Origin of the sequence: Acinetobacter sp. V110_1 (assembly GCF_031798975.1) — a bacterium.
GTDB lineage: Bacteria > Pseudomonadota > Gammaproteobacteria > Pseudomonadales > Moraxellaceae > Acinetobacter > Acinetobacter nosocomialis_A.
This window is the reverse complement of sequence record NZ_JAVQNN010000019.1, coordinates 1-12612: the sequence shown is the minus strand read 5'-3', so window position 1 is coordinate 12612 and position 12612 is coordinate 1. Positions and strand designations below refer to the sequence as shown.

General features: G+C 38.4%; 10 protein-coding genes. 5 read left to right on the top strand and 5 right to left on the bottom strand.

Translation table 11 applies throughout. From position 1 onward, the window contains the following. Positions 1 to 48: 48 nt before the first annotated feature. The 4 genes from RMA95_RS07395 to RMA95_RS07380 form a co-directional block, all read right to left on the bottom strand. Positions 49 to 1020, bottom strand: a complete 972-nt coding sequence (locus RMA95_RS07395) for a patatin-like phospholipase family protein (RefSeq protein WP_311070031.1) — start codon at positions 1018 to 1020, stop codon at positions 49 to 51. Between the two features lie 166 nt (positions 1021 to 1186). Then, complete coding sequence (locus tag RMA95_RS07390; protein WP_263614501.1) at positions 1187 to 2662, bottom strand: sodium:alanine symporter family protein; 1476 nt, start codon at positions 2660 to 2662, stop codon at positions 1187 to 1189. 99 nt (positions 2663 to 2761) lie between these two features. Next, complete coding sequence (locus tag RMA95_RS07385; protein ID WP_263614921.1) at positions 2762 to 2902, bottom strand: hypothetical protein; 141 nt, start codon at positions 2900 to 2902, stop codon at positions 2762 to 2764. A gap of 184 nt (positions 2903 to 3086) precedes the next feature. Then, positions 3087 to 3290 carry a hypothetical protein gene (locus RMA95_RS07380; protein ID WP_311070030.1) on the bottom strand — a complete coding sequence of 68 codons (204 nt, stop codon included), beginning with the start codon at positions 3288 to 3290 and terminating at the stop codon, positions 3087 to 3089. Positions 3291 to 3800: 510 nt separating this feature from the next. Between RMA95_RS07380 and RMA95_RS07375 the strand changes: the two genes are divergently transcribed. After that, positions 3801 to 4505 carry a nitroreductase gene (locus RMA95_RS07375; protein ID WP_311070029.1) on the top strand — a complete coding sequence of 235 codons (705 nt, stop codon included), beginning with the start codon at positions 3801 to 3803 and terminating at the stop codon, positions 4503 to 4505. Positions 4506 to 4532: 27 nt separating this feature from the next. On the opposite strand, the gene RMA95_RS07370 is transcribed toward RMA95_RS07375, so the two are convergent. After that, positions 4533 to 5747: a multidrug effflux MFS transporter gene (locus RMA95_RS07370; protein ID WP_311070028.1), complete on the bottom strand. Its 1215-nt coding sequence runs from the start codon at positions 5745 to 5747 to the stop codon at positions 4533 to 4535. A 127-nt stretch (positions 5748 to 5874) separates the two neighbouring features. On the opposite strand from RMA95_RS07370, the gene yccS reads away from it, so the two are divergent. The 4 genes from yccS (at position 5875) to RMA95_RS07350 (ending at position 12341) form a co-directional block, all read left to right on the top strand. Continuing rightward, complete coding sequence (gene yccS / locus RMA95_RS07365; protein WP_311070027.1) at positions 5875 to 8049, top strand: YccS family putative transporter; 2175 nt, start codon at positions 5875 to 5877, stop codon at positions 8047 to 8049. A gap of 100 nt (positions 8050 to 8149) precedes the next feature. Further along, positions 8150 to 8725: an SdpI family protein gene (locus RMA95_RS07360; protein WP_002051565.1), complete on the top strand. Its 576-nt coding sequence runs from the start codon at positions 8150 to 8152 to the stop codon at positions 8723 to 8725. A 157-nt stretch (positions 8726 to 8882) separates the two neighbouring features. Beyond that, positions 8883 to 11429, top strand: a complete 2547-nt coding sequence (locus tag RMA95_RS07355; protein WP_311070026.1) for a PepSY domain-containing protein — start codon at positions 8883 to 8885, stop codon at positions 11427 to 11429. Positions 11430 to 11555: 126 nt separating this feature from the next. Continuing rightward, a complete protein-coding gene (locus RMA95_RS07350) occupies positions 11556 to 12341 on the top strand; it encodes a YdcF family protein (protein WP_311070025.1) in 786 nt (261 codons plus the stop codon). Positions 12342 to 12612: the final 271 nt, after the last annotated feature.

The window sequence follows — 12612 nt, the reverse complement described above, 5'->3', positions numbered from 1 at the left end:
AAAGCCCTTCTCGGGCTTTTATTTAATTTTCATATACTTGCTTATAATTTATTTTGACTGGGCACTTAAACCATCGGTAGAAAGATTCTGTTCAGCTATTTTTTCATCAATCGCAAACTGAATATCAGACAGTTTTGCATTTGCTGCATCTATACCTGCTCTCATGGTTGCTTCACGGCCTTTCACATCAAAAATATGGGCTTTTTCTCTTAAATCCGGTTGAATCACAACATCTGCATATTGAAGTTCTTCAGCAGCTAAACGCCCTTGCATAATATTAATATTCTGGTTAAAGAGCCCCCATACATTCGAGGTTTCCGTATAAATCGGTTGAGCCAAAATATCGACAGCAATAATGACATCAGCACCTAAGTCACGAGCGACTTCAACAGGTACTGGACTGACTAAACCGCCATCTACATATTCAGATTTACCAATTTTAGTGGGTATAAACATACTTGGAATTGAAGCAGATGCTCTAACAGCTTGCCCAGTATTGCCATAGTTAAATACGGTTTTTGTACCATGCTTGAGCTCTGTTGCAACCACATACATCGGTATTTTCATTTTTTCGAGCGGCAAGTTATTTACTTGTTGGTTTACATAGTCTTCAACTTTTTTGCCATCAAAAAAACCTTTTAAACCGATACTAATATCACGAACATCGGCCGCTTTCATTTTCAATGCGGTATCGCGCAGTTCATCAGGTGTTTTTCCACTCGCATAAATTGCCCCAACAATACTGCCTGCACTAGTTCCAACAATAAAATCAGGACGAATACCATGCTGCTCTAAAACTTCAATCACGCCGATATGTGCATAACCTCGGGCTCCACCACTACCTAACACTAACGCAACAACTGGTTTTTTATGTTGTTTCTTGAGCTGGGCAAAAGGCTGATCAACAAAACGTGAGTATGCCTCTGCCGTTTGCGGTTTTAAGGCAGACAAGTGTGAGGTGGTCTGGCATCCAGCCAACACCATAGAAAGTCCGAGAACCCACAATTTAAGCTGTTTCATGGCCCATCTTTGCACTATGACGTTAATTTTCGAATTGCAATTTTAGTTGCTCGTTTTGTGAAAAGCTGTAGTGAATTTATTTAATTTGTCATGTTTAAATTTTATACTCAAGTGTTTTTATGCATCATAAAAAAAGCCCCTTATTTCTAAGGGGCTTTTTTGAAAATTACCAAATATCTGAATCGACTTTTTTCTTCAACTCTGGATATTTATTAATTTTAAATTCTGGTTCTTTAATACCTTGCTTTAATTGCTCACGGTAGTCTTTCAACAAAGTACGAGCCACAGGCGTTAAAAGTAAAATTGCGATTAAGTTAATAGTCGCCATGATACCCATAAACAAGTCAGCCATTGACCAAACGAGTGGCACACTACCAATTGCACCGAAGTACACCATCACCAATACAAAAATACGGAAGATGAACATAACTTTCGGGTTGTTATTAATGAACTGTACGTTACTTTCGGCATAAGCATAGTTACCTAATACAGCAGAATAACAGAACAAGAATAATAGAACTGCTAGGAAGTCAGATCCCCAGTGTCCAACTTGAGTCTCTAATGCACGTTGAGTTAATTCAACACCAACAAAGCCTGCGTCTTGATATACACCAGAAACTAAAATAATGATTGCCGTACTTGTACATACAATAAATGTATCTACGAATACACCAAGCATTTGTACTAAACCTTGGTTTACAGGATGTTTTACATCAGACGCAGCAGCTGCGTTTGGTGCAGAACCCATACCTGCTTCGTTTGAGAACAAACCACGTTTAATACCTTGCATCATTGCCATTGATACGGCAGCACCAAAGAAACCACCTGCCGCAGCATTGAAATGGAAAGCTTCAGTTACAATGAGTTTTAACACATCAGGTAAAATTGCATAGTTGCTTAATGCAATATATAACGCTACAGATAGGTAAAGACCTGCTTTTAAAGGTACGAACATTTCTGCAAATTTAGCAATACGTTTAATACCACCAAAAATTGCCAACGCAACCATAACGACAAGCGCAAGACCAACCCAAGAGATTTCTAAATCAACGCCACCTAAATGAGCAATAAGATTGGCTTTGTCCCAACCCCATGCATGCGAAGATGCATTAGCAATCGCATTGATTTGTACTGAGTTAAATACAAAACCGTAAGTAAAGATTAATGCTAGTGCGAAAACCACACCAAAGGTTTTACTACGTAAACCTTGAGTAATATAGTAAGCCGGTCCACCACGGAATTGTTTGCTCTTGCTGTCTCGAACTTTAAATAGCTGAGCAAGTGTAGACTCAATAAAAGCCGAGCTCATACCAAGAACAGCTGTTACCCACATCCAGAACACTGCACCAGGACCACCAATTGCGATAGCGATTGCTACACCAGCAATGTTACCTACCCCAACACGGCTCGCAAGACCTGTTACAAATGCTTGGAAAGGTGTAAGGCCATGCTCATCTTCGCCTTCTGTACGACTGCTTTTCATGACACGAATACTTTGCAAGAACATGCGAATTTGCACTGCACCTGTTAAGACCGTATAAAAAATACCGACAGCCAGCAAGAAAATAACTAGGAAATCCCATAAAGGGTCATTAAAAAATTTTACCCACGACATCAATGTCGCATTGAGTTGTTCATTCATACTCGGTCCGCTTACGTTCTTGCTAATGTGCTATTAGCACAAGCCAAAATACTGCAATAAACAAAAAAGCCCCTAGCAATAGGGACTTTTTCAGTACATTTAAGAAAAAACTTTTAATGTCAATTGATTAGCAATTATCGTCACAAGTTTAAGCAACATGGTGCCCAGCACTAATCCTTTGAAGGTCGCATGAGAGAAAGCATCCTTCAAATAAAATGAATTCATCGCATCACTGAACATAACCCCATTTGGGTGAACAGTATGCATCGACTCGGCTACAAACTTGGAAACTAACAAATGACCACCGCTAAATCAGCTCGCTTAATGATTCCCATCAATTAATCGAGTTACAAAAAATCTGGATTTAAGCCAATAAGCATATTTACATATACTTTTGAGCGAATGTCTAAACTGCATATAAATTTCAAAGACTGTAACAAGCGATCGCTATGACGCGACTATCTGAGCCCCTTTCTTTACAATTAAAGAAGAGTGCGTTGAGATGTGTACCAAGCTGTTGTATTTTTTGTGGCTTAGTCGTTGCGTGAGTTAAGTTCATTTTCATGGTTGCAATGGTAATCGCCAATCCTTGTTTCATGAACTGCTTGTTGATGAGCGGTAAACTCATGTAAAGCTCCTTATACCTCGTGTATTTCTCCACTTCTGCATAAAATCCTTTTTGTAAAAGTATTTTATTATGCAGCTACTACTTTTTCCTAACGTGAGTATGGAGAAATCATACTTGCGTAAAAAATCGGTATTATGCAGAAATTTAAACTTTTGTGTATGTTTTTCATTAAAATTTTATATAAAAATTGATCACATTTTATACAAAATCATCCGTTTTGTACTGTTTTTAAACATATTATACCTTTTTTCTAGTTGAATATTTTTCACTCATCCACTGTTATACTTTTATTTTTATAACTGACGAAGTCACACTATTTTGTCTATTAGAATAGAAAGTGGCATATTCGAATTATCATTGATTAGACATTATGTCTAAACGAATCGACTCATCATACATGTAAGGATATCTCTTTTCTAATATTTTTTGCTTATAAATGCATCAATTCCAACATATGAAATTAGACTTCTATAAAGCAGTTAATATTGAAAGAAAAGATCAGGAGTACTCATGAATCTGGAACAAGTCCGCCTTGTTGACGAAGCTATTACCTCTCGACACTCTGTCCGTGCTTTTTTAAATACTCCAATTGAGTCCGAAGTCATTAAAGACATCTTAAAAGTCGCAAGTCGAGCACCTTCTGGGACCAATACTCAACCATGGAAAGTCTATGTAGTGACAGGGCAAAAACGTGATGAAATGGTAGAGCGCGTTTGTGCAGCACAAGTTGAGATTTCTAAAAATCCAGAACTTGCGGAACAATATAAAGAAACTTTTGCTTATTACCCTGAAAAATGGGTTTCACCCTTTATTGATCGTCGCCGCGAAAATGGTTGGGGACTCTATGGTCTACTAGAGATTAAAAAGGGTGAAAAAGAAAAAATGGCTGCACAGCAGTTACGTAATTTCAAACTGTTTGATGCACCAGTCGGAATTTTCTTTACAGTCAATAAAGCAATGGGAATTGGTTCAAAAATGGATATCGCCATGATGATTCAAAATGTCATGGTCGCTGCTAAAGCACGTGGTTTAGATACATGTCCACAGGCAGCATGGAATCATTTCCACCCGATAGTTTTAGATATTTTGGGCGCAGCAGATGATGAAGAGCTGGTATGTGCAGTTGCATTAGGTCATGCCGATCCTGCACATATTGTAAATACATTTATTACACCTAGAGAACCTGTAGAGAACTTCGCAGTTTTTCTAGATTAAAGATGCAAGCAAACCACTCTCTTAAAATCAAGAGAGTGCTTGTTTTTTTGCTTGTCGCGTCGCTTTTAAAACAACAATAAAACCACTTAGTGTAAATAACACCATCATCACACCCATATTGAGAGATGCAGACCAAACTAGAAAGTTAAGCAGCACTCCCCCCAGTAAACCACAAGCAAATTGCATGCTTCCCATAATTGCACTTGCTGTTCCAGCGCGAGCACCTTGCTTTGACATGGCAAGGGCCATGGCATTTGGCCCTGTTAAACCAATTCCAGAAATCGCTAAAAATAACCCGATCATTACAAGCCATAAAGGTGCCGCAGGAATTAAACCAGCAATTAATACAATGCTTGCCCCTGTAACTTGTACCATTGAACCAGCTCTTAAACGTTTAGTGATTTCAACACGTGTTGTTAAGTGCTTGTTTAAAGATGACATCAACATAATGCCAAAAGCATTCAGTCCAAATACGTAAGCAAACTCTTGTTGATTTAGGCCATACTGGTCCATAAAAACAGCTGGAGCTGAACTGATATAGCAGAATAATGCAGCACCAGTTAAACACCCTGCGAACATAGGTAACCGGAAGCTCGCATCTTTGAAAATAGCACCATATAAGGTAGCCACTTGATATAAAGATAACTTGAGCCTTTTATCGATTGCCAAAGTTTCTTTAAAAAAGAAATGTACGCATAACCAGCAGATTGCTCCAACAATTGAAAGTGCAATGAAAATCGCTTGCCACGGAAACCAGATTAAAATCCAAGCTCCAATCATTGGTGCCAAAATAGGTGCTAAACCCATCACGATCATCATGCTAGAAAAAGCTTGTGCCGAACCTTGAACATCTAACCGATCACGTATAGCAGCACGAGCCATAACTACACCCACACACCCACCCAAAGCCTGCAAAATACGGGCTGCTATCAGGCTCCATTCATTTGTAGCGAGCACGCAAAACAAACTAGCCACTGCATAAAGCGCAAGCCCAAAATAAAGTGGTTTCTTTCTTCCAATACGGTCGCTTAAAGGCCCATATACCAATTGACCAATGGCTAAACCAAAAAAATAAGCAGGTAATGTGTTTGCTACCATTTGTGTACTTACCCCAAAATCGTGAGCCATTTGAGGCAACGCTGGTAAATACATATCAATGGATAATGGCCCTAAAGCCGTGAGTAAAGCGAGCAACATAATCCAGCCAATTGAATATTGACGCTGGGCTGTTTGTTCAGACATAACGATATTTCATTTTTCAATCATTTGCATACAGACAAGCTTACACTGTCTATCGTATGATTTGTGCAACATTGGTGTAGAAATACGCAAATCCTTTATCACTCAGGTTGATCAGCAAGGACTTCATTTGAAATCTTGGTTTAAACGCCTAAAAAGAGCGACTTATAACACATCATTTATGTATAACGTGCGGATGCTGATCGCCTTTTCAGGAACTGCATTCGTGCCTTATTTTCTAGGCCATCAATTAGCAACAATTCCCCTTACTTTAGGTGTGGTCGCAGCTGGTTTAAGTGACATCGATGATCGCTTTTCAGTGCGTATCATGAATTTGATTTATACCTATATTGGTTTCTTCATTACCGCAGCTTCCGTACAATTACTTTTCCCTTATCCAATGCTTTTTGCACTAGGACTAATCGCCTCTTGCATCGGCTGGATTTTACTGGGGTCATTAGGCCGCCGTTACGCAACAATCTCTTATGGATGTCTGGTTGTTTCGGTTTATACCATGCTCGGAGTCCATTTATTTGACCAGTGGTATATACAGCCAGCGCTTTTGGTCGCGGGTGCAGCATGGTACGGGCTTATTGCAACCATTAGCTTTTTATTATTTCCGGTTCGTCAGCTTCAAGACAAACTTGCCGCGTCTTATGCTTCACTAGGCGACTTTCTATTTGCTAAATCTAATTTATTTGATGTTGATATGACTCCTGCGAGTTATCAGCAGAGCATGATTGATCTTTCATTAGAAAATGGCAAATTAATAACAATTTTTAATGATCTTAAAACCGCCCTTTTAACCCGTTTAAAAGGTGACCGTGGACAAAAAGGTACTCGCCGTAGCTTACATTATTACTTTGTTGCACAAGATATTCATGAACGTGCAGACTCTGCCCATATTGACTATCAAAAGTTAGCCAAAATTTTTCAGCACAGTGATATTTTATTTAGATTTCAGCGTATTTTGGCGATTCAGGGTAAAGCTTGCCAAGAGCTAAATGAATGTATTTTACAGCGCAAACCATATATCCATAACAAACGCTTTAAACAAAGTTTTGAGAACTTACGCTTATCTTTAGTAAAGTTAAGAGATGATCAACAATATGACTTACTCTGGGTAAATGCACTTTTCGCCTTATACCGAAATTTGAAGTCTATCGACTCACAATTACTCAACTTAGAAACGGAACAGCACATTCAGTCTGATAAAGTTAAACAGGCTGAAAACCAACTCAAAGATGATGATTTAAAGGGTTGGAATGATATTGTTGTTCGAATTAAACAAAATCTAACACCTGAATCTGTGCTGTTTCGTCATGCCATTCGAGTATCGATTGTTCTGTTTATTGGATATGTATTTATTCAAACCACTCGAATCGAATATGGCTACTGGATTATGCTGACCGCACTATTTGTTAGCCAACCTAACTTTAACGCGACCAAGCGCCGCTTACGCTTACGTATAGTTGGAACATTAGTCGGAATTATTGTCGGCCTTAGCGTGGTATTCCTTGTACCTTCTGTCGAAGGACAATTAGTTATGCTGGTCTTAAGCGGCGTACTATTTTTCGAGTTACGCAGTAAGCAATATGCCCAAGCAACCGCTTTTATCACAATTTTGGCATTAATTAACTTTAACTTAGATGGCTCAGCAGTCGCTGCGGCTATTCCTAGATTTGTTGATACCTTAATTGGATGTGCATTGGCGTGGTTTGGTGTCACCTTCATTTGGCCTGACTGGAAATTCCGTCGCCTACCTCGCAGCATTCGACGTTCCTTACAAGCACAATGTAATTATTTAGCGGAAGTGGTAAAGCAATACCATGAGGGACATAACCATGCGCTTAATTATCGTATTGTTCGTCGTGCCGCCCATAACACCGATGCTGAGGTCGCTTCACTCATTTCAACTTTAGCCACTGAGCCAGATTTTGACCCTACCCGCAAGTCAGATATATTTGAATTTTTATGTCTCAATCATACATTTTTAAGTTATATCGCAGCACTTGGAGCACATCGGGAAAAGATTCAAGATCAAGCAGTTCTTAAAGTTCTAGATCAAGCATTAGACGATATACAAGGTGCGTTATTAAGAGACGAAATGCCTGACCTAACAGCACAGAATATGCTTAAAACAATACGTCAACGTTTAAGCCAAAATGATGAGGAAGACCAAAAGTCACTCATTATTTTACAGCAGTTATCACTGATGCTGAGTGTTTTAAATCGATTTAGTATGTTGAAACAACGTCTAAGTCATGATCAAGATAATGATGCAAGCGAACTCGCATCATTATAAATTTGAGTCGGAATTTAGTATGAAATTGGCATAATATCCTTTCCTGACTTATGCCAATTAATGCTAAACTTAAAACAGTTTACAATTTGTTATTTGCACTATGACCGCGAAAACTTTATATGCTTATACGCTTCAGCCAGTTCCTTACGAGGTAACAGAAGCTGAACAACGTAATGCACAGCTTCTTATCTGGCGCAGCACCAATAAAATCAGCACAAAAATCTGGGCAATTATGGGCGTAATTTTAGCCCTTGCGATTTTAGGTCTTATTTTTATTAAGAACTACTCTACAGTGATTTGCTGGGTTGCTATTGTTGGTGTAGTGCTTTATTACCTTGGCCGCACATATGGTTTGGAATGGTACGTGAAGCGTAAGATGAATGAGTTTCCTGTACAGGAAATTAAAGGGATTCGCTTAGGTGTACAACCTCACGGTATCGTAATGCGCCAGCAAATGGGATTACAAGAAGGCGTTGGAACTATTGGATGGAAAAACATCTATGAATGGTACAACACGCCTGACTTTATTTTAGTTAACTTTAAAGTAAAAGATCCTAAGGGCCAAGAACAGCAAGGTGCATATATCTTGCCTAAACGCATGGACTCTAAAAACTTTTCTTTCAATACAATTCGTAAGCATTTGAAAGAAACTGTAGGTGAACCAAAAACTTTATAAGTTCACCTCATTAAAAAGCCTCCTTTACAGGAGGTTTTTTATTATGCTAAAAATAAATGATAATGAAAATTAATATTATCTCCAAAATCCATACTATCTACTCAATCTTCGGCTATACTCCGTTACAAGATCTCCATCATATTCACATTTTTCGACCATGTTTAAAAAGTTTTTATTTCAAATTCATTGGTTTATGGGTATTAGTGCTGGCCTCATCTTATCAATTATGGGTGTTACAGGCGCAATTTATTCTTATGATCAACAAATTTTAAAATGGGTAAATACAGATAGTTATGTTGTACAAGCAGTAAGCTCACCTAAGCTTACCCCTGCTCAGCTTTATCAACATTTCGCAACAACCCAGCCTGAAATTAAAATTAATAGCATTACCATAGCCAAAGATCCTACCGCCTCATCTGTTGTAAACATTGAAAAAGAAGGCGAACGACGTGGCTACAATATGATGGTTAACCCTTATACAGCACAGGTATTGCCTGATGTTAAAGGCCGAGAGTTACTTCTATTAATACAACAAATTCACCGTAACTTAACTGCTGGTGAGTTCGGTAAACAAATTACTGGTGCTTGTGCCCTCATGCTCATTTATTTTGTCTTGAGCGGATTATATTTACGTTGGCCAAAGAAACACTCTGCACGTCAATGGCTTGCTGTTAAACCCAAACTCAAAGGTCGAAATTTTATTTGGGATTTACACGCTGTTGTAGGCACATGGGTTATTGTTTTTTATCTTCTTTTTGCATGTACAGGTTTATATTGGTCATATGACTGGTGGCGTAGCGGTATGTTCAAAGTACTAGGTGTAGAACAACCTAAAATGCAAGGACATAGCGGAGCTGGACGTAATAAAGACAAATCTTCTGAAGCTAAATTAGATAGCTCTCAGCTGATTACTGCCCTCAACCAGACCTGGAACGGCTTTAACAATAAAATCGGACGTGACTATTCAACTTTAACAGTGAATTTACCAAAAAAAGATGATGGAAAAATAGAATTAACTTTTGTTGATGCAACACCACAACACGAACGTGCGCGTAACCAAGCTGTCTATAACTATAAAACTGCCCATATTGAAAAGATGGAGTTTTATGAAGATAAAAAGCTAAATCAGAAAATCATGAGTAGCATGTTACCTGTACACCGTGGCAGCTTCTTTGGACCAGTTTATCAATTTGTAGCAATGCTTGCGTCTTTAGCAATGCCTTTATTCTTTGTTACCGGATGGATGCTTTACCTAAAACGTCGTAAACAGAAAAAACTAACACAAGCTGCTCGCCAATCTTTAGCTGGTCACTACATTGATCAAAATGCTAAACCTTGGTTAATTACTTATGCCACCCAAACAGGAGTTGCAGAGCAACTCGCATGGAGTACCGCAACTAGCTTACAAGAAGCCCATCAACCTGTTCAGGTTAAATCTATACAACAGTTAACTGAAGCGGATTTACAACAGCATGAGCAAATTCTTTTTGTGATCAGTACTTATGGTACTGGAGAGGCACCAGATTTAGCTTCTAGTTTTGCTAAAAAGCTATTAAAAACGCAATTAGAGCTCAAACATCTCAGTTATGCTGTGTTAGCTTTAGGCTCGAAAGAATACCCAGATACTTATTGTAGTTTTGGTCACACTGTAGATGCATGGCTTAAAAACAATGGAGCAAAAGCCTACTTTGATACGATTGAAGTCGATAATGCAAATCCAACACATATTCAAAACTGGAATCAAGCTCTTACAAAAGCAACTAAACTAGATTTGCATGCTGTTAATCTTGAAAAAGTATTTGACACTTGGACATTACAACAACGTGATTTACTCAACCCAAATAGTCTAGGGCAGCCTGCTTACAATATTGAACTTACTGCCAAGCATGAAGCTGTATGGCAAGCTGGAGATATTGCTGAAATACAACCAGGTAATAGCCCTGAACGTATTAATGAGTTTTTACAACACCACCATATTCTTAGAAATGCAGTGGTAGATTCGCTACAAATTTCCATTGAAAAGGCGCTTTGGAATAAAGATTTAACTGTTGAAATTGAACCGTTTGCTAATCTGGAGCATTTATTAGAACAGCTCCCTACTCTACCAACGCGGGAATATTCAATTGCTAGCATTCCTTCTCAGCAAGTGCTTCGTTTGGTTGTTCGCCAACAATCCGATGAATCTGGCCATTTAGGATTAGGATCTGGCTGGCTGACTCAATACACAGAAATTAATCAGTGTATTACATTACGTATTCGTACCAATGAATCTTTTCACTTGATCGATGATAATCGCCCAATTATCTGTATCGGCAATGGAACAGGAATCGCAGGTTTAATGAGTTTACTTCATACGCGAACTCGTCATAACTATACTGAAAACTGGCTTATTTTTGGTGAACGCCAACGAGCTCATGATTTCTTCTACGCATCAACTATTGAAGCTTGGCAAACAATGGGAATGTTAAAGCGACTTGATTTGGCATTCTCACGTGATCAAGAGCAACGTATATATGTTCAAGATCTAATAAGAGAAAATGCAGCGGAATTGGTCAACTGGATTGAGCACGGTGCAGTTCTTTATGTTTGTGGAAGTATTGAAGGAATGGCTAGCGGAGTAGATCAAGCGCTTATTGATATTTTAGGTGAAGATCAAGTCGATGAGCTAAGACAACAAGGCCGTTATCGCCGCGATGTCTATTAAATTTTAATAAATAATAAAGCCGAGTAATAGCTAAAATGCTTTACTCGGCTTTTTATTGCAATCAGCATTGAATTAGTAATGATTTTGCATACACTGTCTGCAATTTAAATTGCAACTTTAAACACAATGCAAGTCAGTAAGTGGATTCGGATTTTTTTAGCTATCATTGGTTCGATTTTATTTTTGGACGGCTTATTTCTAGCTTTTCTAAATAAAATTCATGTAGGCACAATTGTTCCTTTAATCTTAGGGGCATTTTTCTGCCTCTATGCATTATTTTATTATCATCTGGAACGTTTTTTCTTTTACCACTATCGCCTGCATTCAGTTTGGCGTTTTGGATGGCTATGTTTTTGGATCTGGTTTATAGGCTTAGGCTATTTTTTTAATTTTATTAAAGAAAATAAAGATACAGGTCAAAATATTCCCGCTGTGAAGGCAATTATTGTTTTAGGTAGTGGTGTCGAAAATGGTCAACCTTCTGCCATTCTTGCAAAACGCCTTGATACAGCAGCCCCTGTTGCCCTTTCACAACCTCAAGCGAAAGTTGTTTTAACAGGTGGTTTAGACTTTTCAGAGAAAGAACCCGAAGCATTAGTCATGTCTCGTTACTTGGAACAACGTTTTCATATAGCAAAAGACCGAATGATTCTTGAAGACAAAAGCACAAGTACTGAACTTAACCTTAGAAACAGCAAACCACTACTTGAGCAAGCTCATATTAGTATTGATCAACCTATTGCGATTGTTACAAGTGACTTCCATACCCCACGAGCTGCAGCTATTGCAAAGAAACAAGGCTATACCCAGTTTTATACAGTTGCTGCTGAAACTCCTTTGGTCACACGCTATAACGCTTGGCTACGTGAATACTTTGCGTATGCGAGTGGCTGGATTCTAAACGAGTATTAATATTAGTTCAGAAAGCTGCTATAGCTTTACGGCATGGCAGCTTTAGTTAAACTGGATAGTAATCATAATTTAAAGTAATAAAAGCTGAACTTAAAAAATTAAGCATAGAAAGGATAGGTTTTGACTAACAATAGAAGAGATAAAATAGATAGGAAATATAAATAGCAGAAACGCTAAAACACTAAATAAATTAGTGCATATTTTTTAAAACTTAAAAAATTATGGTGGGCGCTGACGGGATCGAACCGCCGACATTCTGCTTGTAAGGCAG

What these genes read in the sequence shown, in the direction of transcription:
- RMA95_RS07395 (WP_311070031.1), bottom strand. Translation starts at nt 1,020, where the DNA reads ATGAAACAGCTTAAATTGTGGGTTCTCGGACTTTCTATGGTGTTGGCT.
- RMA95_RS07390 (WP_263614501.1), bottom strand. Translation starts at nt 2,662, where the DNA reads ATGAATGAACAACTCAATGCGACATTGATGTCGTGGGTAAAATTTTTT.
- RMA95_RS07385 (WP_263614921.1), bottom strand. Translation starts at nt 2,902, where the DNA reads ATGTTCAGTGATGCGATGAATTCATTTTATTTGAAGGATGCTTTCTCT.
- RMA95_RS07380 (WP_311070030.1), bottom strand. Translation starts at nt 3,290, where the DNA reads ATGAGTTTACCGCTCATCAACAAGCAGTTCATGAAACAAGGATTGGCG.
- RMA95_RS07375 (WP_311070029.1), top strand. Translation starts at nt 3,801, where the DNA reads ATGAATCTGGAACAAGTCCGCCTTGTTGACGAAGCTATTACCTCTCGA.
- RMA95_RS07370 (WP_311070028.1), bottom strand. Translation starts at nt 5,747, where the DNA reads ATGTCTGAACAAACAGCCCAGCGTCAATATTCAATTGGCTGGATTATG.
- RMA95_RS07360 (WP_002051565.1), top strand. Translation starts at nt 8,150, where the DNA reads ATGACCGCGAAAACTTTATATGCTTATACGCTTCAGCCAGTTCCTTAC.
- RMA95_RS07355 (WP_311070026.1), top strand. Translation starts at nt 8,883, where the DNA reads ATGTTTAAAAAGTTTTTATTTCAAATTCATTGGTTTATGGGTATTAGT.
- RMA95_RS07350 (WP_311070025.1), top strand. Translation starts at nt 11,556, where the DNA reads ATGCAAGTCAGTAAGTGGATTCGGATTTTTTTAGCTATCATTGGTTCG.